We start from the raw sequence: 23,204 nt of genomic DNA on the forward strand, positions 1-23,204 counted from the left end.
TTTCTTCGACGGAGAGGGGTCGATCGGCATCTATGAGAGTGGAAGCTCACGTGGCCGGACGCTGCGGGTCCAGTTGACCCAGAATGCCACGGTCTGCAGTACCGTGCTGCTTCTCGAGTGCCAATCCCGCTGGGGTGGTTCTCTCTGCGTGATGAACCGCACGTACGCGCGTCCCGCATGGAACTGGCAGGTCAGTGCCGGCGCAGGCGCCAAGGCGCTCACAGACATCCGCCCCTGGCTCAGGTTGAAGTCCGAAGAGGCAGACATTGCCCTGGAGTGGTGGACCAAGCGGCCAGTTCCACAACGCGGCCCCTTGGGCCGCTACCTCCCGTTCACAGCCGACCAACGTGCATTCGACGCTTCAGCAGAGAAGCGACTGAAAGCCGCCAAGAGTGCCAATGCGCCAGATCGCATCACGAAGCTGACACTCGACGGAATGGACGTCATCGCCCTCGAGCACACGGGAGGCAAGGCATCCGGCGCTGAGGGCCACTGAGGGCCACTGAGGGCCACTGAGGGCCGACGCCCTCGACCCAGCGTCCCGAGCCGCCCTGGACCGCCCGGGATGCCGGGCGCTCTCAGCCGCTCCAGCCGGTGCCCGCCAGCCAGGTCGGGAGGTCCTGCAGACCGGGCGCCAGTGCGCGGGTGGCGGCGAAGTCGGCGCGGTAGGCCGGGGGCGTCCCGAACCAGGCGAACATCGCCCGGGAGTCCTCGTCGAGGCCGTCCAGCGGCTGCGCCTCGTAGCGGCCGGGCCGTCCGGCGCGCTCGCCGAACGCCGCGGCGATCTGCTCGCCGGTCCGCTCGTCGCCGCCGATCTCGATGCTGCCGCTCGGCACGCGCGAGGGGTCCAGCAGGACGGCGGCGGCGACCGCGCCGATGTCGGCCACAGCGATCATCTGCAGCGGCACGCCGGCCGGCAGCGGCATCCGGACGACGACCTCGCCGTCGTCCGTCGCCACCATCCACGGCAGGTTCTCCATGAAGAAGACCGGCCGGACGATGGTCGCGGGCAGGCCGAGGGAGGCGATGTGCTCCTCGACGCGGCGCTTGCTCTCGAAGTGCGGGATGCCGGTGGACCGCTCCGCGCCGCCGACCGAGTTGAACACCAGATGCTCGACGCCGGCGTCGGCGGCCGCGTCGGCCAGCGAGATCCCCTGCGTGACCTCCGCCTCCGGGCCGCCCTCGCCGAACGGGGTGGTCATCGCGAACACCCGCTGCGCCCCGCGGAACGCCGTCCGCAGGCTGTCGGGGTCTTGCAGGTCGGCGCGGACGAGCTCGGCGCCGCGGCCGGCGAGGTCGCCGGCCTTCGCGGGGTCGCGGACCAGCGCACGGACCCGGGCGCCGGCGTCGAGCAGTGCGCGGGCGGTGGCACCGCCCTGCTGACCGGTGGCTCCGACGACGGCGAGAAGGGGTTCGGGCACGCGGCGCTCCTCGAGGGGTGTGCGGGGTCCCACCCACCCTAGGGTCCCGGCCATGGCAGATCGGCAGCTCAGGACGGTTCTGGAGGGCGGCGGGTTCTTCGAGGGCCCGCGCTGGCACGAGGGCACCTGGTGGGTGTCGGACTTCTACCGGCACACGGTCAGCCGGGTGGCGCCGGACGGCGCGGAGACCGTCGTCGTCGAGGTGGAGCAGCAGCCCTCCGGGCTCGGCTGGCTACCTGACGGCTCGCTGGTGGTCGTGTCGATGAAGGACCACCGCGTCCTCCGCCACGCCGACGGGTCGGTGAGCACGTACGCCGACGTCACCGAGCACTGCGGCGGGCACCTCAACGACCTGATCGTGGATGCGCAGGGGCACGTGTTCGTCGGCGACTTCGGCTTCGACCTGATGGGCGGCGGCGCTGCTGCGACGGCGTCGCTGAAGCGGATCGGTCCGGACGGCTCGGTCTCCGTCGCCGCGGAGGAGTTGCAGTTCCCGAACGGCGCGGTGATCACCCCGGACGGCGGCACCCTCGTCGTCGGCGAGACGCTGGGCAACCGGTACACCGCGTTCGACCTGGGTGCCGACGGGTCGCTGACCAACCGGCGGGTGTGGGCCGCGCTCGGCCCGGAGGTCACCGGGACGACGGTCGACGAGGTGCTCGGCCAACTGGTGGTTGCGCCGGACGGGTGCACGCTGGACGCCGAGGGCCGGATCTGGGCCGCCGACGCGGTCGGGGGCCGGGTGGTGCGCGTGGCCGAGGGCGGCCAGATCGTCGACGAGGTCGCCGCGCCGGCCGGGCTCGGCGTGTACGCCTGCATGCTCGGCGGGGACGACGGCCGCACGCTGCTGATGTGCTGCGCGCCGGACTTCTACGAGCACAACCGCGCGCCGGTGCGCGAGGCGGTGCTGGTGGCGACCGAGGTCGACGTCCCCCACGCCGGCCGGCCGTAGCCGCTCATCGCGGCCCGGAACACACGGCAGCGGCCCCTCCCGGACGTCCGGGAGGGGCCGCTGCCGAGCGGTGGATCAGTAGCCGCGGCCCGGTCCCTTGCCGCCGCCCTTCTGCTTCGCCTGGTAGTCGGCGATGAACTTCTTGAGCTTCGCCTGGTTCTCCGGCTTGCGGGCCTCCTGGATGACCTTCGCCGCGATCCCCGATGCCACGAGCTTCCGGATCATTCCGGCCATGTGAGTTGCCTCCCTGGGTTGGTTGTCCGTAGTCGTGCCCGCCCAACGGTCCGGCCAACCCCGGAGGTTCCCGCGGCTCCGCGTTGTCCTACCACTACTCCGAGCAACGACTCCCCGAGTGTGACCTGTCTGTCTGTCACCGCGCTGACCTGCGGTGTTTCGAGTTCGCGTCGGCTGGGGTTTCCGGCGTCCGTGGTGCTCAGGACGGCGTGTCGCGCGCGTGTCGCGATGTCCGCCGACCGGGCAGCGGACCGACGAGTCCGCTCTTAACGTCCTCCGCGGTCCTGACGGGCCCCTCGTCGCCGCACCTGGTGACACCCGTCGGATCCCGCCGAACCGGGGCGCGGCCACGCGTCGCGCCCGGACCGGGGACCCACCGCAGCACTGGGGTGAAGCACGGCCACGCGCCGTGCCGGGCGACCTCCCCGCCCGAACCCGTCAGCTAACCCGGTAGGCGGACGGAAGGAACAGGAGAACCGTCGTCGATGACGACTGCCCGCACGTCCCTCGCCCGTCGCTCGTTCCGTGGGATCGCGGTCGCCGCGGTCGCCGGCGCCGGGATCGCCCTCGCTCCCGCCACCGCCTCGGCCGCGCCCGCCCCGGTCGCCACGCCGGCGGCCGCCCCGAACCCCGTCGCGCAGGCTGCGGTCGACACCGCGCTCGCGCAGCAGGGTGACGCCTACCGCTACGGCGCCACCGGCCCGGACGCCTTCGACTGCTCCGGCCTGACGACCTTCGCCTACCGGGCGGCGGGCATCGAGCTGCCGCGCACGTCCCGGGCGCAGGCGACGGCCGGTGTCCCGGTCGCGCGCGACGCCCTGCAGCCCGGTGACCTGGTCTTCTTCTACAGCCCCGTCTCGCACGTGGGGATGTACATCGGCAACGGGCAGATGGTGCACGCCTCGACCGCCGGCCAGCCGGTGAAGGTCGTGAACCTGGACTACATGCCCAGCTACAACACCGCGCGCCGCGTCGCCTGATCCAGCGCCGCCGGTGCCCTGCTAGTCGCGGCAGGGCACCGGCGGCTGGTCGGCCGGCTGCAGCGAGAAGACCGAGCCGGCGTCCCGCGGCCAGGAGCGCAGGAACAGCAGGCCCAGGCGGGTGTGCAGGAACGCCTCGGGGCCGTCCTCGCGGACCAGGGCCGCCATGCGCCCGGTGTCGTGGTTGCGGTGCCGCTGCAGCTCGTCGCCGACGGCGAGGGTCACGACGTCGTCCACGGCGCCCATGACGACCACCTGCCGCCAGAGCTCGTCGGGGCCGCCCTGCGCGAGCTGGACGTGCGCCGGGTGTGGGGCGTGGCCGCGGCCCGGACGCCGGCAGGGGGTCGGGGCCTCGACACGGCTCGGGCCCGGCTGCGGCTCGAGGTGGTCGGACACTGGCTCCCCCTGGTTCCGTGCTCCGCCGGATCACCGATGGACGCTCAGTGCAGCACGCACAGGGCCCGTTGGCGGAGCCCGGCGGACACCTGGGACGGCGAAGTCCCCCGTGTGGGCGACCAGCGTCCCGCTGTTCCGCGGCGGGGTCACCGACAGCCACGGTCACGACGGCGGGACGACCCACTCCCCCGCCCGCAGCACCCCGCGCACGTCCCAGTTCCCGTCGAGCAGGACGACGTCGGCGCGCCGGCCGGCGGTGAGGGCGCCGACGTCGGCCAGGCCGAGCGCCGCGGCCGGGGTGGTCGCGGTGACCCGGGCGGCGTCGGCCAGCGACAGCCCGAGCTCGGACACCGCGCGACGGAAGAGCCGCGCCGACGTGGCGGTCCCGCCGGCGAGCGTGCCTCCCCCCGTCAGCCGGGCCACCCCGCCGTCGACCGTCACCGCCAGCCCGCCCAGCTCGTACGCGCCGTCGGGCATCCCGGCAGCGGCCATCGCGTCGGTGACCAGCGCGACCCGCTCCGGCCCGGCCGTCGCGAGCACGTGCCGCTCCCAGGCCGGGTGCAGGTGCACGCCGTCGGCGATCAGCTCGACGGTGACTCGCGGGTCCTCGAGCAGCGGCAGCACCGGCCCCGGTTCGCGGCCGGCCGGTGCGGGCATCGCGTTGAGCAGGTGGGTGGCGACCCGCGCCCCGGCGTCGACCGCGGCCCGGACGACGCCGTACGCGGCCTCGGTGTGCCCGACCGCGGGCACGACCCCTGCGCCGGCGAGCGCGGCGATCGCCTCCAGCGCACCGGGGAGCTCGGGCGCGAGCGTCACCATGCGCACGATCCCCGGCGCCAGCACCCGCGCCAGCTCCGCCGGCGTCGGCGGCCGCAGGGCTGCGGGGTCGTGCGCGCCGCAGCGGGACGGCGCCAGCCACGGGCCCTCCAGGTGGACCCCGGCCAGCTCGCCGTCGGCGACCAGTCCGGTCAGGTCGTCGAGCGCCCGATCCAGCGCGCCCCGCCGCAGCGACACCAGCGAGGCGACGACCGTCGTCGTCCCGGCCGCGCGGTGCACGGCCAGCGCGTGCCGGGCGGCGTCGGGGCCACCGTCGTAGGAGGCGCCGCCCCCGCCGTGCTGGTGGACGTCGACGAAGCCGGGCACCAGGGTGCGCCCGGTGCAGTCGGTGACGCGGTCGGCGGCCGGTGCCGGGCCCGTGCCGACCGCCGTCAGGCGCGGCCCGGTCGCGTGCACCCAGCCACCGGCGAGGACGCCGCCGGGCGGGACGACGTCCCCGCCGGTGAGCAGCAGACTCCCCATGCCGTCGTCGTGGAGCTCGGCTACGGGACCCGCACGAAGTCGCGGCCGTTCCAGTGCCAGCGCACGGTGACGGGGATCGACGGGCCGTCGGCGCGGTTGTCCTCCGGCGCGTAGGCCCGCATCCCGGCGACGATGTCGCCGTCCCGGACCGACAGCGCGGTCGGGTCGTAGAGCGGCGACAGGATCGTCGACTCCCGCAGCGTGCGCGGGCTGGGCAGCAGCCCGAGCCAGGTTCCGTCGGCGGCGAAGACCTGGACCTCCTCGAGGATCCCGTTGGACGGCTGCGGGGAGCACTGCAGCAGCACGACCGTGTCCGGCTCGCCGTCTCCGTCGACGTCACCGCTGGCGCTGGCCTCGAACCAGACGTCGTAGTACTCGTAGAACGGGCTCCGGCTCGCGTCGGCGGGCACGCGCGCGGCCCCGCCGTCGAGGTCCGCCTCGAAGCCACCCGGGACGATCCCGTCGCAGGTCACGCTGTACGTGGCCTCGGGCCAGTCGGGCTCCGGTTCCGGGGAGGGACCCGGTGCGGCCCCACTGCCGCCGGCGGTGGCGCACCCGGCCAGCAGGCACGCCGCCAGGCCGACGGCCGACAGCGCGGGCGGTGCTGTCCGCAGCCGTCCCGGCGCGGTCCACGACACGGACATCGGCGATCACCTCGGCCGGGGAGGGCGGGGAGCTCCCTCCGGAGACGGAGGATCCCACGATGCGGCCGCCGTCGGTGGCTGCCGGCGAGCGGTCCTCCGACGGGGATCGGGGCAGTCTGTCCCCGTGGACCTCCCGCACTGGCCCCGCCCCGCGGGCGCGGGCCCGGTGGTGGCGCTCGGCAAGCTGGTGGCCGACCAGGTGCTGGTGCTCTCCGCGCCGCTGGTGGCCGGCGGGCAGCAGCGGGTCGCGCGGACGACGACCGCGGGTGGTGCGCCGGCCAACGTGACCGCGAACCTGGTGCGGCCGGACGTGCCGGCACGGCTGGCGGGCTGGAACCGGGTGACGTCCGCCGCGAGTGGGTGGCCGGCGCGGCCGTCGTCCACCTGGACGGCTACGACCTGCTGCGCTTCCCGGACGCGCTGGCCGCCGGAGCTGCCCTGGCGCACGACGCCGGGGTACCGGTGAGCGTCGACGTGGCGGCGACGACCCGGATGCCGGCGCCGGGATCGACGCGTACGTCGGGCTGCTCGCCGGCGTGCTGGCCGGGTGGCGCGCCGGGCCACCGGTCCTGGACGCCGTCCGCAGCGGGCAGCGACGGCCGCGGTGATCGCCGGGGTGGTCGGCGCCCAGCCGCCGTCCTGCCCCCCGCGACGTGGTATCAGCGGCGATACCATCCGGGCATGGCCATGACCCTGCGTCTGGACGACCAGGAGACCGAAGCCCTCCGCCGCCGAGCGGAACTCGAGGGCCGGTCGATGCAGGACGTCGCTCGGCAGGCGGTCCGCGACTACATCGAGCGCACCAGCAAGCGCGAACTGCTCGATCGCGTGCTCGACGAGGAACTCCCGCGATATGCCGAGGCGCTGGAACGTCTCGGGCAGTGATCTTCCTGGACCTCGACGACCTCCTGCACGTCGCCGGGCGAGCGGTCGGAGAGATCGAGCTGCGGGACCTCGGCCTGCTGGAGTCTGCCTCGGCACGACCGCGCTCCACCGCGTTCGGCGAGGACGCCTATCCGACGATCCACGAGAAGGCAGTGGCCCTGCGCCTGCGGTCCGGTACGGCTCCGTGGCGGTGATCGCGGATCGGCCGCGAGGAGTCACACCGCGAGCAGGCGGTGGACGAACTGGATGGCGATCGAGCCCTCGCCGACGGCGGACGCCACCCGCTTGACCGACCCGTGCCGGACGTCCCCGGCCGCGAGGACCCCGGGCACGCTGGTCTCCAGCGGCACCGGCGGACGCCCGAACGCCCGGAGCGCCTCGGCACCGAGGTCGGCCCCGGTCAGCACGAAGCCGGCGTCGTCGCGCTCCACCGTCGGCGGCAGCCACTCGGTGTGCGGCCGCGCGCCGATCATCAGGAAGAGGGCGAACGCGTCGACCGTCTCCTGCCCCCCGGTCGTGCGGTCACGCAGCACCAGGTGCTCCAGCCGGCCGTCGCCACCACCGTCGACGACCTCGGTGCCGGTCCGGACCTCGATGTTCGGGGTCTGCTCGACCTGGTGGACCAGGTAGTGCGACATGCCGGCGGCGAGCGTCGCGGCCCGCACGACGAGCGTGACGCGCTTGGCGTAGTGGGCGAGGTGCAGGGCGGCCTGCCCGGCGGAGTTCGCGCCCCCGACGATGAAGACCTCCTCCCCCGCCACGAGCGGCGCCTCGGCGGCGGCGGCGCCGTAGTAGACACCGGCACCGCGCAGCTCCTCGAGTGACTCGACGCCCAGGCGGCGGTAACTGGCGCCCGTCGCCAGGACCACCGCGCGGGCCACCACGACCCCACCGGTGTCGAGGCTCAGGACGACGCCGCCGTCCTCGCGCGCCAGGTTCGTGACCTGCTGCATGAAGGCGAAGCGGGCGCCGAAGACCCACGCCTGCTGGTAGGCGCGGCGGGCCAGGTCCGCACCGCTGAGCCCCCGCGGGAAACCGAGGTAGTTGCGGATCGACGAGCTCGCCGTGGCCTGCCCGCCGATGCTGCCCGAGTCGATCACCACGGTGCGCAGGCCCTCGGAAGCGCCGTAGACGCCCGCGGACAGGCCGGCGGGTCCGCAGCCGACGATCACCAGGTCGTACTCGTCCCCCGACGGGTCGATCGTCGTCCCGGCCGACCGGGCGATGTCCATGTCGGTGGGGTCCTCCATCACCCGCCCGTCGGGCATGCGCAGGAGCGGGAGCCGCCTGTCCAGACCGGCGTCGGTGAGGATGGCGCGGCCCTCCTCGGAGCCGGCCAGGCAGAACCGGTGCGGCATCGCGCAGCGCTCCAGCGTCTCCCGCAGCTCGTAGGCGCGGCCGGACCAGGTCTCACCGACGACGTCGATCGTGTGCGGCGCGCGGCGGCGCGTCTCGGCCCACGCGAGCAGGAAGCTCGAGAGCGCCTGGTGGAACTGCTCGTCGGGCGGCGGTGCCGGCCGCATCACCCACTGGTCGATGCGGCCGCGGGCGATGGCCTCGAAGACGGTGTCGCCGGTGGGCGGGTCCCCGACGTGCGCCCACGGGAGGAGCAGCGCCCGCTGAGCGTGCGGGAACAGGCTCGGCACGCCCGCCAGGAAGTCGGCGCCGGGTCTGCCCGCGAGCTCCTCGCCGGCGAGCACCAGGGCGACCTCCCCGCCGTCGGCCGCCACGTCCTGGAACCTCCGGCGAGCCTCGTCCGGCGAGCGCAGGCAGCAGACGCGGTAGTCGGCCGAGTACCGGTTGCGCAGCTCCCGCTCGACGTCGGCCAGCAGGCCGGGGTCGTCGTCGACCGCGACCAGCAGGGGCGCGCTCGCGGCGACCATGCCCGGACCGTAGGAGCGGCCCCGATCCGGGCACCAGGTACTTAGGGCCCTGGCTCCGCCGACGTGCTCGCCCACTCGGGGACCACGGGCGTCGTCCCCATCATGCCGCATGGGATTCGCATGTACCTTCCGTGGGTGAGCAAGATGCTGCAGGTCCGCAACGTGCCGGACGAGCTGCACGCCGAACTCCGCCGCCGAGCGGCGGCGGCGGGGGTGTCGCTGTCGGACTACGTGCTGCGTGAACTGCAGCGGGTCGCCGAACGCTCGACCGCGGCCGAGGTCTTCGCCCGTTCGGCGTCCCTGCGGGTCCCACTGCCGATGGACGAGGTGGTCGAGGCCGTCCGGGCCGACCGCGACAACCGGTGATCGTCGTCGACGCCTCGACGGTCGTCGCGGCCCTGCTCGATGCGGGCTCCGACGGGGAGAGCGCCCGCGAGGTGATGCTGGCGAACGAGGCCCATGCGCCTCACCTCCTCGACGTGGAGGTCCTCTCGGCCGTCCGTCGCCACGCGCTGTCCGGCCGGCTGAGCGGTGCCGCCGTACACGGCGCCGTCGCGGCCCTGCGAGAGCTACCGGTCGCCCGACACGGTCACGACCTGCTCCTCGACCGGTCACTCGAGCTGCGCGACTCCGTCACCGCCTACGACGGGGTCTACGTCGCCCTCGCCGAGGTCCTGGAGGCGCCCCTCGTCACCGGGGATCGCCGACTGTCCCGCACGCCGGGCCTGCGGTGCGCGGTGTCCGTGATCGGCTGAGTCGTTCCAGTCGTCGAGCAGCGAGATCGGGGCCTCACGGGCGAGCATGTTGCGCCGTATCGGCAGACCTGCCGATGTGTGTGCACCCTCAGGCCACCAGAGGGTACGCAGCCGCCGTGGACGGGCGGACGCTGGTGCTGGGCGACTGGACGCCGATCGTGCGGGACGGCATCGACGTCCTGCGGCTGGTCATCCTGGGCGGAGCGGTCGTCTACGCGGCCATCGGGGACTGGGGGTCGGCCGCGCTGCTGGCCTTCCTGGGGAGCATCACGCTCGTCGCGCGCCTGGTGAACATGCCGCGGCTCTACGACCTGTCCCTGACCCTCGGCATGGCGCTGCAGGGCTTCGGCGAGACGCTCGGCTGGTACGACGAGTGGGTCCGGTTCGACGACCTGGTGCACTTCACCCTGCCGATGCTCACGGCCCCGGTCATCTACATCGCTCTGGCCCGGCTGGAGGTCGTCCCGGACCCGCGCGACGAGACCCACCTCCAGCACTACATCGGGATCGGCGTGGTCACCGCAGCTCTGGGGATCGCCGTCGGCGCACTGTGGGAGCTGTTCGAGTGGCGGTCGGACGCGTGGTTCGGGACGGCGCTGTCGGTGGACAACGACGACACCAACGGCGACCTCTTCCGCGACACCCTGGGCTCGCTCGTCGGCGCCGGACTGCTGGTCCTGTGGGCTCGCTTCGGCTGGGGGTCGGTGCGGCGCATCCCCGGCGTGAACACCCACGAGGAGATCAGCGCCTGACCCACGAGATCGACACGGCGGAACCGTGCCGCACCGACACGGACGTCCTGCTCCGCGTGGGGCGTCCCGCTCGGTACTCGTGTCACCTCCGCCAGAAGAGGTGGTGCGTCACGCCGCTCGGGCTGGGCACGACGTCGAGGTGGAAGCGGTCGAGCAGCTCGTCGGGCGACTCCCAGAGCCGCACCCCGGAGCCGAGGGTCACCGGCGAGACCGCCACGTGCAGGGTGTCGACGAGGTCGGCGTCGAGGAACTCCCGGATGGTGGTGGCGCCGCCACCGAGCCGGACGTCCTTGCCCTGGGCCGCCTCCCGCGCCTGCCCGAGGGCCGTGGCCGGGTCGGCGTCGACGAAGTGGAACGTGGTGTCGGAGAGCGTGAACGACGGCCTCGGGTGGTGGGTCATGACGAACACCGGGGTGTGGAACGGCGGCTCGGCACCCCACCACCCCTGCCACTCGAGGTCCTGCCAGGGGCCACGCTGGGGCCCGAACTTGTTGCGGCCCATGATCTCGGCGCCGATGTTGCGGGCGAAGTCCCGCGTGAAGTAGTCGTCGAGACCACGGCTCCCCCCGGGCTCGGTGCGGTTGGGCCAGCTCGCCGTGGCCCCGGCCCAGGACATCAGCTCCGCCGGATTGGCGTGGCCGAACGGTCGCTCCAGACTCTGGCCCTCCCCCGCACCGAACCCGTCACTCGAGACGGTGAAGTTCTGGACTCTCAGCAACTGCTCCACGTGGTTCCTCCCGGGTCGACGACGGTCAGACCGTCCGGGACCGGGGAACTCATCGCCGCACGAGGGGCCCGGCGGATCGCACCCGGGACCGCGACGTCAGCACCCTTTCGATCGAGGAGCACCGATGACCACGAAGGACACCACCGCCACACCACTCGTCGTCGACGTCGACTGGCTGGCCGCGCACGAGGACGACCCGGGCGTCGTCGTCGTCGACACGACGACGTTCCTCACGCTGCCGGAGGGCGACGGCTACTACGACGTCGAGTCCGGCCGCGAGGCGTACCGCAAGGGGCACATCCCCGGTGCCGTGTTCGCCGACCTCCTCCACGACCTCGCCGACGAGAATGCGCCGTACCAGTTCACCGCACTGGACTCCGACACGTTCGCCCAGCGGATCGGCGCCCTCGGCATCGGCAACGACGCCCACGTGGTCGTCTACGACCAGGGGCAGCTCATGTGGGCCACCCGGCTGTGGTGGAACCTGCGGTTCGAGGGCTTCGACGACATCTCGGTGCTCGAGGGCGGGTTCCCCGCCTGGCGGGACGCCGGCCTGCCGGTGGCCACCGGCGACGAGACCCGCGAACCGACGACGTTCACCGCCCGCCGCCGTCCCGAGCTCCGGGCCGACGTCGACCGGGTGCTCGCCGCCACGGAGGACGAGCGCAGCCTGCTGGTGTACGTGCTGGACCCGGAGTCCTTCCGCGGCGAGAAGGTGACCTACGCGCGGCCCGGGCACATCCCCACGTCGAAGAACGTCCCGGTGATGTCGTTGTACGGCGGTCCCGGGCAGGTGGCGACGACCGAGCAGGTCGAGCAGGCGTTCGGCGGGACCGGCGCGCTCGACGGCGACAAACAGGTCATCACCTACTGCGGCGGCGGCATCGCGGCGACCTACAGCGCGTTCAACCTGGCCCGCCTCGGCCGGGACGACGTCGCCGTCTACGACGGCTCGATGACCGAGTGGGCGGCTGACCCCGAGCTGCCGCTCGAGACGGGCGGGTGACCTGCTGCTGACCGGTCAGCGGTCGGGCCGGGGTTCTCCGCACCGGGGAGCCCCGGCCCGCGCGTCTCGGTCCTCGTCCCGCCACGGCGCACCGAGCCACGAACCACGGAAGGCCCGCTCCTGCTCGAGGTAGCCCTCCGTGCAGGAGCCGCAGTAGCTCCCGACCGAACCGGTCGCCACGGCCTGGCGCTCCTCCACCCGTTCCCCGCAGCTCTCACACAGGACGTGCGTGGGTGTTCCGGCGTGCATCTGCTCCCCCTCCTAAGGGCCACCGAGCGGTGGCATACGGGTCGTCATCGGCACACGAGAGGAGTAACCGGAGCCCAGAGTCCCACTCCTCACCCCCTCGGCCCAGCCCCCGGATCGCCCGGCCGGGACGTCAACCGGTGGTGACCGCGCCGCCGCCGTTGGGGACCAGCTCGACCCACGTGCTCCCGGGCGCGAGCTCCACCGGGTCGCCGTCCGCACCGGTCAGGGTCACCCGGTCACCGGTGTCCGGCTTGGACCAGGTGGCCTCGATGGTGTGCCCGCCGGAGGCGACGAGGGCGCGGCCGGTGCCGGTCAGGATGGTCTCCGGGACGGGGTTGCCGGCCGGGTCCCGGGCCTCGGTCGCGACGACGTCGACGCGCAGCACGACGACGTTGGCGGCGCCGACCCGCCGGCCGTCCGCCTCGACGGCCGGAGCGCTCCCCTCGCTGCGCAGCCAGCGGCCGTCCGCCGCGCTCCACGCCCATCGGGGGTGGCTGACCCCGGACAGCGTGAGGTCCAGCCTCTCCGCCGGCTGTCCTTCGGCGGCGGCGGTGGGGAGGCCGTCCCCGGCGTGGTCGAACTGGACGGCGGGGGCGGCGCGATGGGCGGCGTCGGCCTGGTCGACGAGGGTCTGCGGCACCGCGTAGACGTTGTGCGGCGCCGTGCGGGTCGACGTGCGGGAGAAGCCGTCGGCGCCCGTGTCCTGGCTGAGCACCTGCAGTCCCGCGTCCTGGGCCGCGCTGACGTAGGCCGGCACGCCCCCGGAGAACGCGAGCAGCCCGCCGAGCGGCGCGGCGATCGCGGGGTCCATCGGCCGGATCGAGCGCACCGGGCCGACCTCGGGCGGGAGGGTGGAGTGGTAGACGGCGACGAACCGGGTAATCCCGCCCTCGACCACCTGCTCCCACACCACGTCCGCGGCGTCCAGCCCGGTCTGCGGGCGGGCGTCGACGGAGTTCTCGATCTTCACGGCGAGCGCCGGCCGGTCGGGGACCACGGCGACCGGGACCCCGGTCAGCGGCCAGGCGGGCGCGGACGACGACGGGAGCGCGGAGACGATCGAGTCGAGGAACGGCACCGCGGCCAGCTGCTCCCGGAGCGCCGGCCAGACGACGACGCCGGTCGCCACCAGCACGACGAGCAGGGCGGCTCGGCGGCCTCGCCGTGACCTTGCCGGGGGCTGCCTCTTCGCCGGTGCTCGCTTCGCCGGTGTTCGTTTCGCTGGCGTCCGCTTCGCCGGCGTCCGCTGTGGAGCGCGGGCGCCGGATCTCGACCCGGAGCGCGACCGGGCCGGGGTGGACCTGGGCACGTCGGAGCTCCTGGGTCAGCGGGGTGGTACCTCCTCTACATCGGCACGCTCGACCGGGCCCGGCACGTCCACGCAGCGGGACGGCTTGGCTGCACTGCTCTTGAGGCAGCTGGCTCAAGGAGGCACGTTGCCGATGTGGAGACGATCGATCTGCGGGAGCTGGAGCAGAACCCGTCCAGAGTCGTGGCGCGGGTCCGGGCCGGCGTCACCGTCGTCGTGACCGACCGCGGCCGCCCGATCCTGCGCATGGTGCGCGAGGTCGAGCGCCCGGGCTCGCTGCACGACCTCGTGGTCTCCGGGGAGGCGACCGCACCAGTCGACCAGGGCATGCCGGAGTTGATCCCCGATCTCACTCCCGAGCTCGACAACCTGACGGAGCTGGTGGTCACCGACCGGCGCCGCGAGCGCGGACGTTGATCCACGTCGACACCAGCACGCTGGTGGAGTTCGTCAAGCGCGAGGCCGAGTCAGAGGCACTGCGCAGCTGGCGCCGCCGGCTTCCCCCCGGCACCGGATTGGCGACGAGCGAGCTGGCGGAGCTGAAGATGAGCCGTCACCGTCCTGACGCGATGCTCCGGAGGTCGGAGCGCACCGTCGGCACGCCGGCGCCAACAGGAGGCGGAGGTCCCCTCGCATGCACCGCTCCCACCGCGTCGCCGGCGCGCTGGTCGGCTCAGCGGTCGGCGACGCACTCGGCGCCCCGTTCGAGTTCGGCCCGCCCGGGCAGTTCTCCGCCCGCTTTCCCGTGCCTGCCCGTGGAGCGCACACCGAGATGTGCGGTGGCGGCGCCCTCGGCTGGGAGCCCGGTGAGTTCACCGACGACACGCAGATGGCGCTGCTCGTCGCGACGTCCCTCCTCGAGCGCGGCGGCCTGGACGAGGCCGACCTCTTCGCCCGCTTCCGCGCGTGGCTCGGCGGCAACCCGCCGAACGTCGGCAACCAGACCCGTGCCGTCCTGGGCTCGGGCCGGCCGTGGGACGTCGCCGCGGCCGAGCACTTCGCGCGGTCGGGGCACGCCGCCGGCAACGGCTCGCTGATGCGCACCACACCGGCCGCGATCCGGTTCGCCCGCGAGGGCCGCGAGGCCACGATGGACGCCGCTCGCCGGATCTCGGCCCTCACCCACGGCGACCCGTCCGCCGGTGAGGGTTGCGCGGTCTTCCACGAGCTGGTGCGGGTCGCGCTCGACGGCGGCGACCCGCTCGCGTTCATCCCCTTCGCATTGATGGCCGTGCCGGACGAGCACCGGGAACGGTGGACGACCGTGCTCGCGCCGGACTGGACGCCGGAGCAGGCCACCGAGTCCAACGGCGCGGTGTGGCCGACGCTGGGCCAGGCGGTGTGGGCGCTGCGGCACGGCAAGGACTTCGCCGAGGTGATGCGGCTGGTCATCGACCTAGGTGGGGACACCGACACGGTGGCCGCCGTCGCCGGTGGTCTGGCCGGTGCCGTGTACGGGATGGGCGGCATCCCGATGCGGTGGCCGTCGGTGGTGCACGGGCGGGTGCCGGGCCACTCGGACCGGCTGTGGCGGCTGGCCGACCTGCAGGAGTTGGCGGCGGCGCTCGACGGCAAGGACGGCCGGCCGTACGACCCGGGCGTCATCCCGCGGATCGGGCCGCGCGAGGTCATCCCCGGCATCTGGGCGGGCAATCTGGACGGCGCCCGGTACAGCGAGTCCGACTTCGCGGTCATCTCGCTGTGCCGGCTCGGCGAGCCGTTCCCCCATCCCGTGCACCGGATGGCCTACATCGCGGACAACGAGCACAACAGCGGGTTGGACGCCGTGCTGGCCGACGTCCTCGACGACATGGCGGCGCTGCGCGCCGAGGGCCACCGGCTGCTCGTGCACTGCCACGGCGGCGCCTCGCGGACCGGGCTGGTCCTGCGTGGCTGGCTGGTGCGCGAGGAGGGCATGTCGGTCGAGGAGGCGACCGCCTACGTCGCCGAGCGGTGGGAGCACCTCGGCCTCTGGAATGACAGCTTCACCGCCGCCCTCGAGCGACTCGCACGAGCCCGATGAGGCGGATGGCACCAACGGGACGACCCCGTTCCGTTGAGGCGGCGTCCTGCCGATGGACGTGGTGTCCATCACCGTCTCTTCACGGGGGTACGTCATGTCCAAGTCCGGCCGGTTCCGCTTCGACGGCGGCGCCGCGACCTACGTGGGGACCGCCCTCCTCGGCGTCCTCATCACCGTCTGCACGCTCGGGATCTGCTACCCGTTCGCGCTGGTCCTGACCCAGCGGTGGCGCGCGAAGCACAGCTACATCGACGGCTTCCCGCTGGTCTTCACCGGCTCGGCCGTCGGGCTGTTCGGCAACTGGATCAAGTGGTTCCTGCTCAGCATCATCACGCTCGGCATCTACCTGTTCTGGGTCGGCCCGCGGATCACGCAGTGGAAGTGGGAGCACACCGACTTCGACCGCAGCCGCACTCCGCTGCCGCTGACCGACGTCCGCCAGGCCATCCCGGTCCAGCAGGTCGGCGGCCTGCCGATGGCGGGCCACGCGCCGGCGCCCTACGCACAGCACTGACTCAGCGGGCCGGGTGGGACGGAGTACGTCTCACCCGGGCCTGGCACGGCCAGGGTAGTTCGGGTGCCGCCGGAATCCGGTCGCGGTTCGACGACGCCGTGCGACCGTGCTCAGACGGACGGAATGCCGACGCGGCGTGGACACCCTGTCCGGCCGCTTGGTGCGCTTCACATTGATGCCGGTGACGAGCCGGCCAGCCGGCCGTCTCGTGGGTCCTCGGATTCGAGGGCGTCGGGCTCGTACAAGGCGTCCAGATCGTCGGCGGACGCGCTTCCGTGGGGATCGGCGCCCTGCCCGGGGGGAGCCACTCCGGGAACGCGTCCGAGCTGCTCATCCCGCCAGCGCCGTACGCCATCATGGGTGACCGCGAGCTGGGCGTCGAGCACCATCCCGGTCGCCCGGGACTCGGCCTCCAGCGTCCGCGCTGCGCGCGCCTCAGCGGCAGCGAGCGCCGAGCGCGCCAGCGTCTCGGCTTCCTCGTACTCCGTCTGCATCCGTAGACGGACCCGCGCCTCGGCCTTCTCCTCCTCGAGCGCGACGAGCCGCTCGTACAGGGAGGGCGGGGCGAGCGCGAGCATCGTCTTGAAGATGATGGGCAGGCACTCCAGTGCGGTCATGAAGGCGAAGAGCAGCCAGTGCGCCGTAGCCGCCGCCGGGTCGTCCTCTCCCAGGCGCTCCAGCGCGGTCAGCCGCGCGAGGATCCCGTCGCTGTTTCCGACCGATTCCCGGTGAGCGGCGATCTCCTCCGCCCGCTGTCGTTCGGTGTCAGCGACCTCGGCCTCCAGGGCGTTCAGCCGTGCCTGCTCGTCGGCCGCCTTCCGAGCCTCCTCCGACGTGAGTTGCGCCTCCACCCGGGTCTTGGTCGCTTCCAGCTGCTGCGTCAAGGCATCCCGCTCGCCCTCGAGCCGGTCACGGTCGGCCATCCTCGCCGCGGTGGCGGGGCCCATGCCGGCGTCTCCGGTGCCACAGGTGCCGTCCGCCTCGCACAGGAGAGCCGCGACCGCCGCGTCGTACTGGGCGGTGACCTCGTCCAACCGTTGTTGCAGGTCGGCGACGGCTGGGTCCTGTGCGACGTCCGCCGGGGTGATGCCCTCCGCGACGGAGACCTCCAGCTGCTCGATCTGCTGCTTCTTCGCCGGGAGCTCCTTGTAGCGGCTGTCTTCCGCGAGCTGCTCGTTGAAGAGGTCCTCGTCCTCCGCCGCCATCTGTCGCACCTCAGTGTTGATCTCGGCGCTGAACACGGCGAGCGTGAGAGGTGTCGAGACCACGGCGCCGATGAGGATCGCGAGGAGCACGCGCGGCAGTGCCATCGCCAGGGTTCCCCCCTTGGTCTTCAGGCGGGGGGACGAGACGACGAGCCAGCGGTCCAGGTTGAGGATGACCAGACCCCAGGCGAGGCCACCGAGGACGGCGAAGGGCCACCAGAGGTGGAGCGCGAGATGAAGTGCGTAGGTCGCCGACACGACCGCGATCGCGGCGGTGGACACGAGCACGGCACCCATGGCGACCTGCTTGGTGCGCTCCTTGGGTGCTTCCTGCAAGACGTCGCGGTTGGCCCCTGCGACGGTGAGGAGCTGCTCCGCGATCGCTCGTCGGTTGAGCCGTCGGAGTGCTGCACCGACTGACGAGCGAGCGCTCGCCTGCACCGTCGATGGGCTCACTGGGCTTCGCCGTCCCGGGTCCGGCGGGTCCGCCGCAGACCCTCGATCACGGTGGTAGGTACGCCGACGAGCCCCGGTGGAGCGCTCAGGCGTGGACGCAGGTCCTCCTGGGTCGCCCAGAAGGCGTCGAGCTGCTGGCTGATCGATGTTGTCGCCCCGACCGTCGCCGCGACGTCGGTCCGCAGGGCAACGGGTGGCGGCGAAGCCACGGTCGGCAGGTCCAACTGCGGCACCGCCATGGCCACGATTGCCGCCGTCGCCACCGGCGTGGCGCCATGCCGGTTTCGGCCGACGAGCTCGATTCTGCGGCTGTCATCGATGCGGACGAGCGCCTCGCCGCAGGCCGGGTACCCGCCGCGACCGTCGACCACGACGTCCCGAGCGTGCTCGAAGCACCACGTGACACTCACGCTCGAACCGGGACGCACGATGGTGTGGCTGCCCGACAGAGCCCGCAGGACCGGTGCCCGTTCCTCCGGCGTCTCGACGTCCACGGCCACGCCGTGCCTGCAGCTGACCAACTGCGGCTCGGCGTCGGATTCCGTCCCGGTCGCGTTCCGCTGCTGCGCGGCGGCCTCACGCCAGTCCCGGATCCAGCGGTCGGTCCAGGGCAGCTCGGGCGAGGCGTTTCCTCTTGTTTCCGCGCGTCCTGCGGAGCGAGCGGGACGGAAGGGACCCCCGGTCATCCGCCAAGCCCGTGCTCGCAGCCATGCGAGGAGGAGGAGAACAAAGAAGGACCAGAGGAAGATCTCGGCGAGGTCTCTCAGGAACCCAGCGACACGGTCGGCCTGAAGGTGTCCGCTCCACTCCGTGTTGTTGCTCAACGCCGCGAAGGCGCCGAGCAGCATCAGCAGCACCCAGCCGACGACGAGCGGATCACGACGCAGCGGTTCCCGGAACATGTCTCCCCCGATGCACGGGTCCAGCCCGTGCGCGTTGTCCGATGGGATCTACGGAACCCGATCGGCTCGCAGTCCTCTCGCTCTTGTTACCGGGGGCGACTCCCCGACGACACGGCTCCTCACCCGATGGGGCGAGGATGGGGCCGTTGACCTCAAGGACGACTGAGGGCCTCCCGCCGGGATCGGCGAAAGGCCCTCAGTGAGGCGTGGCGCTTACTGCAGGTTGACGGTCACGCCGCCCGAGAACATCGAGTCGTGCAGCTCGATCGAAGCCGGCGTCGTACCCGCAGGTACGTCGAAGACGACCTTGCTGTTCAGCGTGTTGCCGGGGTTGATCTCCTCGTACAGCGACGAGGACTCCTCCAGGTAGATGGCGGCCTCGGTGTCGGCCGAGAACTCCTGGCCCTGTGCGTTGAACAGCTTGGCGTTGTCGCCGAAGAAGCTCTGCGCCTCGTCGCCGATGTTGGAGATGGTCAGGTCGACGACGCAGAACTGGCCCTGGGCCTTGGTGTTCAGGAACTCGTTGCCGATCTGGGTGGTGCTGCAGTCGACGCCGTTGACGACGAAGTTGAAGTCGCCGTCGGCGGCGGGCTGGCCGATGCCCGGCACGTTGGCGGGCGCCTCGGCAGGCGCGTCAGCCGACGCCTCGGCGGGCGCGTCGGCCGCCGCACCGGCGCCGGCAGCACCGTCGGTGGAGGACGAGCTGTCGGTCGACGAGTCGCCGCCGCCCGACTGGGTGGCGATGACGATGACCACGATGACGGCGAGGATGAGGAACCAGGCCTTCTTGTAGAAGGGCTTCTTGGCCGGGGCCGGCTGCTGAGGGGTGTAGCCCTCGGGCATCTGCGGCGGACCGGCGGGCGCGTGGGTCTGGGACATGGACTCCCCCGGAGTGGGCGGTGATCGAGGCGCCGGTGCCGTGACCGCGGCAGCGGTCATGCCTCCGTGAGCTCCTCGGGTTGGCTGCTGGACCGTGACACGCCGACGTCCCGAAACTGGGCAGGCCGGATCCGACACCGTCCCGGTAGACACGTCCCGCCACAGGGGGTTGCCCGTGCCCCAGCGGGCGCCACCCACCTCCGCTGAGCGCACAAGACGCAGGGATTCCGCATCGGCGCGGCAGGTGCCCCGACTCCGGTTCATCGGCGACCTCCCACCGTCCGACGCCCCTGCACTGGGAGTCCTCCTTGCCCTCCGTCGCCGAGACACGCGAGTCGTTCAACGACACAACAGCGGTTGCCATCGCCGCATCCATCGACAATCGGCTCGCGCCCGAGAAGAGCCGATCCGATCGCTTTGCCTGCTTTGGCGATGACACGACGCTGCTGATCGTGGGCGGGGAGCAGGAACGCGCCACACGGAACTCGCTCTCGCCTACGGCGTGGCCTGAGCCGGGTCGCGGCCCCGATCGGTTCGTCGCCTCCACCGCACCGTCTTCGACGACCCGGCGACCACATCGACCGAGTACTGCACTCGCTACGGGCAGCCCGCTGCCCCCCACCCTCGAGGAGACCGCATGACCTACCGCCTGCCCCAGGCCCTGCAGACGCCCGACGACACCCAGGCGCTGGAGTACCTGCGCACGTACTACGGGCGGAACGGAGGTCGCGCCTACACCGGCTCCTACTTCGACGACTGGGGCGGCGAGCAGGACCCGGACCGCTTCACCGCAGAGGACGTCGTCGCGGTCACGTTCCTCTCCGTCGTCGTCCCACCGATGGCCGCCCACCGGCTGCTGGTCGAGGAGGCGGAGCTGTTCACCGGACTGCTCAAGGAGCTCGGACCGGACCGCGACCTCGTCGACGAGGACCAGACCATCGACCCCGACTGGCCGGGGCGCCGACTCAACCGCGCGCTCCAGGATCGGCTCGTGGGAGTGGGCCCCACCATCGCCAGCAAGCTCTGCGCCCGCAAGCGGCCGCGGATGATCCCGATCTACGATTCGGTCGTGCGGGACGTGACCGACGCGCGGCTCGCCCAGTGGGAGCCACTCCGCAACGAGCTGCGCGCCGGCGACGGTGCGCTGCACGAGCGCCTGCTGCGTCTCCGCGACGAGGTCGGCCTGGATGAGCGGATCTCGGCGATCCGCGTCTACGACGTCATCACTTGGATGGAGGGCAAGCAGCGGAACCTGCGGCCCACCGAACCCGACGAGCAGCCCGGCGCCGCTCTGCCTGAGGAGTGAGCCCTGAGGTCGCTGCCCACAGGAGCGGGGCCGTGACCACTGACGAATCGGGCCGCGGGGCGGTCGGCGGGCGCCGCCGACCACCCCGCGAGTCACTCCACGGGGCGGCTCTCCTCCGGCTCCGTCTCACGTCGGTTCGCCGTCCCGCGTCGCTCGGTGAACGCACTTCTTGTCGCCTCGCCGACAGAGCGCAGACCGGTGAAGGTGGCCACCAGGGCGTCCTGCCCGAGGGTGGCGGTGCTCGACGCCACCTCCTTCGTCCGCGAGCCCAGCTCGCGGGCCGCCTCGACGACCGTGGGGACGGAGGGGTCCGCCCATCCCTCGATCTGCAGGCGGCGCGCTTCTGCGAAGGCGGTGACGTCCACGTGCAGCGAGGCGGCGTGACGACGCAGCCGCCGCGCGGTGACGCGGTGGTGCGTCTCGAGCGGCTTCAACGCTGCGGTGTCCGAGAGCGTTGCCGCCAGGTCGTCCAGCAGCTGCCGGTCGGCGGCGGCGTCCTCACGGAGTTGCTTGAGCGCGTCCCGCCTCGCCTGCTGGTGCAGCCCGGCCTCCGTGACCCGGATGCGCTCCAGCCGCAGCTGCTGCCAGAGGTACAACGCGTCCTCGGCCACGAGGAGCAGCTGGAGGATCTCCCCCAGCCGGTTCTGTTCCACCGCGGACGCCAGATCGCGGGCCCGTGTGGAGGCCTTGGCCGAGACATCGAAGTCCTGGAGCGTTTTCGTGGCGTACCGGCGCAGCCGATCCGTGGCCACCTCCAGCTCCGGCCCGAGCGGCGCCACAGCATCCCAATCGGCGGCGCTCAGCTGGCCAGTCTCGTCCAGCGTGTCGACGATGCGACGAAGTGCGCGATGGCGACCCATGACGTCGCCGGCGTTCTGCGCCTCTGCCAGGGCAAGGAGCTGCGAGACCTTGCCCTCGACGCGCTCGACCGCCCGCGCGACATCGGCGATGGCTGCCCGGAGAGCCAGGTTCGCCGTGAGGTTCTGGATCGCGAGTGCCTGCTCGGGTCCCAGCGAGACGCTCTGCCACTGCAGCTGCCCCGCGAACTGCCCACCTTCCCCCCGGACCGCCATCCGGAAGAAGCCCGGGTCGCCCGGGATCAGGTCGTGGTGCCGCAGCAGATCGAGGCTCTCCGGGGAGAACCGGAGTGCCTCTCCCGCAGTGGCTCCCACGGCGCTCAACGACGCTGCGACCGAGGCGGCATCGCTCAGCTGCTGCCGATGCATCGACGGGTCCACGCCCACAGCGGAGCAGGTCTGCCGCAGTCTCGCGGTGAAGGCGTCGACGGCCGAGGGCTCGCCCAGCACGACCAGCTGGTCGTCGTCACTGACCATCGCCAGCTCGGCGTCGGGTACTTCCGGGGTCATGCCACGTTCTCCGTTGCTGTCATGGGCTCCGGGTCACGGTAAGTGGCCGGACAGGAGGTGGCGCGGCGCTGCTCCACGAACCACTGCACCGAGTCCTCGCCAACACCGCTTGCCCGGCGCCCCCTCGTACCGAGCGCGAACGACGTCGGAGTACGGCACGCCCAGCAGATCGGCCAGGGCACGCCACCGACAGAGTTGAGGGCTGTCACGAACCCGTTGGGATCGTGACCCGCACCTCGGCGGTGTATGCCGCGTGGTCGCTGAGCTGCCCGCCGCCCCAGCCGGGTCGATGGACGGCAGCAACCGAGTCGACGACGACGAGGTCACGGCTGACGGCAAGATGGTCGATCGCGTGTGAGTCAGCGTTGAGATGCTGCGCCTGCTCGGTCATCGCCACGAGACCGAGTCTGTCGAACGCCGAGCGCAAGGCGGTCGCCCCACCGACGGTCGCACCCCAGAAGGGTCGGGTGAGCTGCTGGTTGAAGTCACCGCCCCAGATCAGCGGCTCCCCGGGCAGCCGTTCGGCTCCGATCCGGGCGACATGGTGATCGAGGACGTAGCGGAACTGTGCAGCCTGGCTGACGGGCAGCCCAGGCCAGTACTCGCCGGCACCCCGCCACGGAAGGACAGAGCAGGCCACCAGGACGGACGAGGGTCGAGCACCGCCGACCTCGAGGCGCGTGAGGGCCAATCCCTCCTCAGCCGCGTGCTCCAAGGTCGGGCGCTCACGCAGTCCGCCCAGCGGCAGTGCGGTCTCGATACCTGCCCACCGCTTCTCCTTGTTGTCGATCCCGCGCGGCGGGGCGACGACGAGGCGTCCACCACGAGGGTCCCAGTCCCGGCGCACCTCGGTGAGGAGCCAGATGTCGACGTCCTGAGCATCCATCCAGGCGGCGATGGCCTGCCCCCTCTCGGAAGCCGAGGTGGGGCAGAGCTTCAGGGTTCAGGTGCCGATGCGCATGGTGCTCCTCGTTCGTCGGTCGACACGGTTCGCTTTCGTGAGTCGCCGGTGGTTCAGGAGCGCAGCCGGCGGACACTGTGATCCGCGGCCGACGGCGAG

The 23,204-nt window shown here is 72.5% G+C and carries 27 protein-coding genes and 1 riboswitch; of the genes, 14 read left to right on the forward strand and 13 right to left on the reverse strand.

Annotation, left to right across the window (positions count from 1 at the left end; genetic code table 11):
- The first annotated feature begins 151 nt into the window (after positions 1 to 151).
- Positions 152 to 496, forward strand: coding sequence for a hypothetical protein (locus CRP39_RS26440; protein WP_172442493.1), 345 nt, complete (start codon positions 152 to 154; stop codon positions 494 to 496).
- Positions 497 to 578: 82 nt separating this feature from the next.
- Here the strand turns inward: CRP39_RS26440 and CRP39_RS17260 are convergent, their stop codons facing one another.
- Positions 579 to 1,421, reverse strand: coding sequence for an NmrA/HSCARG family protein (locus tag CRP39_RS17260; protein WP_216359785.1), 843 nt, complete (start codon positions 1,419 to 1,421; stop codon positions 579 to 581).
- Between the two features lie 52 nt (positions 1,422 to 1,473).
- Between CRP39_RS17260 and CRP39_RS17265 the strand changes: the two genes are divergently transcribed.
- The gene (locus CRP39_RS17265) at positions 1,474 to 2,373 is read left to right on the forward strand and encodes an SMP-30/gluconolactonase/LRE family protein (protein ID WP_097207628.1); all 900 of its coding nucleotides are present in this window, start codon (positions 1,474 to 1,476) and stop codon (positions 2,371 to 2,373) included.
- Between the two features lie 75 nt (positions 2,374 to 2,448).
- On the opposite strand, the gene CRP39_RS26950 is transcribed toward CRP39_RS17265, so the two are convergent.
- The gene (locus CRP39_RS26950) at positions 2,449 to 2,607 is read right to left on the reverse strand and encodes a hypothetical protein (protein WP_172442494.1); all 159 of its coding nucleotides are present in this window, start codon (positions 2,605 to 2,607) and stop codon (positions 2,449 to 2,451) included.
- A gap of 319 nt (positions 2,608 to 2,926) precedes the next feature.
- Positions 2,927 to 3,077, forward strand: a riboswitch (cyclic di-AMP (ydaO/yuaA leader).
- Positions 3,078 to 3,092: 15 nt separating this feature from the next.
- On the opposite strand from CRP39_RS26950, the gene CRP39_RS17270 reads away from it, so the two are divergent.
- Positions 3,093 to 3,587: a C40 family peptidase gene (locus CRP39_RS17270; RefSeq protein ID WP_097207629.1), complete on the forward strand. Its 495-nt coding sequence runs from the start codon at positions 3,093 to 3,095 to the stop codon at positions 3,585 to 3,587.
- A gap of 21 nt (positions 3,588 to 3,608) precedes the next feature.
- On the opposite strand, the gene CRP39_RS26445 is transcribed toward CRP39_RS17270, so the two are convergent.
- The 3 genes from CRP39_RS26445 to CRP39_RS17285 all read right to left on the reverse strand — a co-directional run bounded on the left by CRP39_RS26445 (position 3,609) and on the right by CRP39_RS17285 (position 5,926).
- Positions 3,609 to 3,833 (reverse strand): hypothetical protein, encoded by a 225-nt coding sequence (locus CRP39_RS26445; RefSeq protein ID WP_143426684.1) that lies wholly within the window; start codon positions 3,831 to 3,833, stop codon positions 3,609 to 3,611.
- Between the two features lie 312 nt (positions 3,834 to 4,145).
- Entirely contained in the window at positions 4,146 to 5,282 is a 1,137-nt protein-coding gene (locus CRP39_RS17280) for an N-acetylglucosamine-6-phosphate deacetylase (RefSeq protein WP_097207631.1), read from the reverse strand.
- 20 nt (positions 5,283 to 5,302) lie between these two features.
- Positions 5,303 to 5,926: a hypothetical protein gene (locus CRP39_RS17285; protein WP_097207632.1), complete on the reverse strand. Its 624-nt coding sequence runs from the start codon at positions 5,924 to 5,926 to the stop codon at positions 5,303 to 5,305.
- Between the two features lie 124 nt (positions 5,927 to 6,050).
- On the opposite strand from CRP39_RS17285, the gene CRP39_RS17290 reads away from it, so the two are divergent.
- The 3 genes from CRP39_RS17290 to CRP39_RS17300 all read left to right on the forward strand — a co-directional run bounded on the left by CRP39_RS17290 (position 6,051) and on the right by CRP39_RS17300 (position 7,005).
- Complete coding sequence (locus CRP39_RS17290) at positions 6,051 to 6,392, forward strand: hypothetical protein (RefSeq protein ID WP_097207633.1); 342 nt, start codon at positions 6,051 to 6,053, stop codon at positions 6,390 to 6,392.
- A 215-nt stretch (positions 6,393 to 6,607) separates the two neighbouring features.
- Positions 6,608 to 6,811 carry a DUF6290 family protein gene (locus CRP39_RS17295; protein WP_172442495.1) on the forward strand — a complete coding sequence of 68 codons (204 nt, stop codon included), beginning with the start codon at positions 6,608 to 6,610 and terminating at the stop codon, positions 6,809 to 6,811.
- The gene (locus tag CRP39_RS17300; protein WP_183358961.1) at positions 6,808 to 7,005 is read left to right on the forward strand and encodes a hypothetical protein; all 198 of its coding nucleotides are present in this window, start codon (positions 6,808 to 6,810) and stop codon (positions 7,003 to 7,005) included. Before CRP39_RS17295 ends, CRP39_RS17300 begins: the two co-directional genes overlap by 4 nt.
- A gap of 21 nt (positions 7,006 to 7,026) precedes the next feature.
- Here the strand turns inward: CRP39_RS17300 and CRP39_RS17305 are convergent, their stop codons facing one another.
- A complete protein-coding gene (locus tag CRP39_RS17305; protein ID WP_097207634.1) occupies positions 7,027 to 8,694 on the reverse strand; it encodes an NAD(P)/FAD-dependent oxidoreductase in 1,668 nt (555 codons plus the stop codon).
- A 144-nt stretch (positions 8,695 to 8,838) separates the two neighbouring features.
- Here CRP39_RS17305 and CRP39_RS17310 point away from each other — a divergent pair, with 144 nt between their 5' ends.
- From CRP39_RS17310 to CRP39_RS17320, 3 genes are all read left to right on the forward strand, one after another.
- A complete protein-coding gene (locus tag CRP39_RS17310; RefSeq protein ID WP_097207635.1) occupies positions 8,839 to 9,060 on the forward strand; it encodes a FitA-like ribbon-helix-helix domain-containing protein in 222 nt (73 codons plus the stop codon).
- Positions 9,057 to 9,449: a type II toxin-antitoxin system VapC family toxin gene (locus CRP39_RS17315; RefSeq protein ID WP_097207636.1), complete on the forward strand. Its 393-nt coding sequence runs from the start codon at positions 9,057 to 9,059 to the stop codon at positions 9,447 to 9,449. Before CRP39_RS17310 ends, CRP39_RS17315 begins: the two co-directional genes overlap by 4 nt.
- A 116-nt stretch (positions 9,450 to 9,565) precedes the next feature.
- Positions 9,566 to 10,201 (forward strand): DUF2238 domain-containing protein, encoded by a 636-nt coding sequence (locus tag CRP39_RS17320; protein ID WP_097207637.1) that lies wholly within the window; start codon positions 9,566 to 9,568, stop codon positions 10,199 to 10,201.
- 82 nt (positions 10,202 to 10,283) lie between these two features.
- Here the strand turns inward: CRP39_RS17320 and CRP39_RS17325 are convergent, their stop codons facing one another.
- The gene (locus CRP39_RS17325) at positions 10,284 to 10,928 is read right to left on the reverse strand and encodes a dihydrofolate reductase family protein (RefSeq protein WP_097207638.1); all 645 of its coding nucleotides are present in this window, start codon (positions 10,926 to 10,928) and stop codon (positions 10,284 to 10,286) included.
- Between the two features lie 124 nt (positions 10,929 to 11,052).
- Here CRP39_RS17325 and CRP39_RS17330 point away from each other — a divergent pair, with 124 nt between their 5' ends.
- Positions 11,053 to 11,934 carry a sulfurtransferase gene (locus tag CRP39_RS17330; protein ID WP_097207639.1) on the forward strand — a complete coding sequence of 294 codons (882 nt, stop codon included), beginning with the start codon at positions 11,053 to 11,055 and terminating at the stop codon, positions 11,932 to 11,934.
- 379 nt (positions 11,935 to 12,313) lie between these two features.
- Here CRP39_RS17330 and CRP39_RS17340 read toward each other — a convergent pair whose 3' ends face one another.
- Complete coding sequence (locus CRP39_RS17340) at positions 12,314 to 13,318, reverse strand: DUF3048 domain-containing protein (protein WP_245853940.1); 1,005 nt, start codon at positions 13,316 to 13,318, stop codon at positions 12,314 to 12,316.
- 309 nt (positions 13,319 to 13,627) lie between these two features.
- On the opposite strand from CRP39_RS17340, the gene CRP39_RS17345 reads away from it, so the two are divergent.
- The 3 genes from CRP39_RS17345 to CRP39_RS17355 all read left to right on the forward strand — a co-directional run bounded on the left by CRP39_RS17345 (position 13,628) and on the right by CRP39_RS17355 (position 16,029).
- Positions 13,628 to 13,909 (forward strand): type II toxin-antitoxin system Phd/YefM family antitoxin, encoded by a 282-nt coding sequence (locus CRP39_RS17345; protein WP_097207642.1) that lies wholly within the window; start codon positions 13,628 to 13,630, stop codon positions 13,907 to 13,909.
- 217 nt (positions 13,910 to 14,126) lie between these two features.
- Complete coding sequence (locus CRP39_RS17350; protein WP_097207643.1) at positions 14,127 to 15,515, forward strand: ADP-ribosylglycohydrolase family protein; 1,389 nt, start codon at positions 14,127 to 14,129, stop codon at positions 15,513 to 15,515.
- Between the two features lie 52 nt (positions 15,516 to 15,567).
- Entirely contained in the window at positions 15,568 to 16,029 is a 462-nt protein-coding gene (locus CRP39_RS17355; RefSeq protein ID WP_216359786.1) for a DUF898 family protein, read from the forward strand.
- Between the two features lie 167 nt (positions 16,030 to 16,196).
- Here the strand turns inward: CRP39_RS17355 and CRP39_RS17360 are convergent, their stop codons facing one another.
- The 3 genes from CRP39_RS17360 to CRP39_RS17370 form a co-directional block, all read right to left on the reverse strand.
- Positions 16,197 to 17,690, reverse strand: coding sequence for a DUF4407 domain-containing protein (locus tag CRP39_RS17360; protein WP_143426685.1), 1,494 nt, complete (start codon positions 17,688 to 17,690; stop codon positions 16,197 to 16,199).
- Complete coding sequence (locus CRP39_RS17365; RefSeq protein WP_097207645.1) at positions 17,687 to 18,592, reverse strand: hypothetical protein; 906 nt, start codon at positions 18,590 to 18,592, stop codon at positions 17,687 to 17,689. Before CRP39_RS17365 ends, CRP39_RS17360 begins: the two co-directional genes overlap by 4 nt.
- Positions 18,593 to 18,805: 213 nt before the next feature.
- A complete protein-coding gene (locus CRP39_RS17370; RefSeq protein WP_172442496.1) occupies positions 18,806 to 19,471 on the reverse strand; it encodes a DUF4352 domain-containing protein in 666 nt (221 codons plus the stop codon).
- A gap of 637 nt (positions 19,472 to 20,108) precedes the next feature.
- Between CRP39_RS17370 and CRP39_RS17375 the strand changes: the two genes are divergently transcribed.
- Positions 20,109 to 20,777 carry a DUF6308 family protein gene (locus tag CRP39_RS17375; protein WP_097207647.1) on the forward strand — a complete coding sequence of 223 codons (669 nt, stop codon included), beginning with the start codon at positions 20,109 to 20,111 and terminating at the stop codon, positions 20,775 to 20,777.
- 92 nt (positions 20,778 to 20,869) lie between these two features.
- Here the strand turns inward: CRP39_RS17375 and CRP39_RS17380 are convergent, their stop codons facing one another.
- Both CRP39_RS17380 and CRP39_RS17385 read right to left on the reverse strand, forming a co-directional pair.
- Complete coding sequence (locus CRP39_RS17380; protein ID WP_097207648.1) at positions 20,870 to 22,144, reverse strand: hypothetical protein; 1,275 nt, start codon at positions 22,142 to 22,144, stop codon at positions 20,870 to 20,872.
- A 205-nt stretch (positions 22,145 to 22,349) separates the two neighbouring features.
- A complete protein-coding gene (locus tag CRP39_RS17385) occupies positions 22,350 to 23,084 on the reverse strand; it encodes an endonuclease/exonuclease/phosphatase family protein (RefSeq protein ID WP_342744240.1) in 735 nt (244 codons plus the stop codon).
- Between the last annotated feature and the right edge of the window lie 120 nt (positions 23,085 to 23,204).

The organism is Geodermatophilus sabuli, assembly GCF_900215145.1.
In the GTDB taxonomy this organism is placed as follows: domain Bacteria; phylum Actinomycetota; class Actinomycetes; order Mycobacteriales; family Geodermatophilaceae; genus Geodermatophilus; species Geodermatophilus sabuli.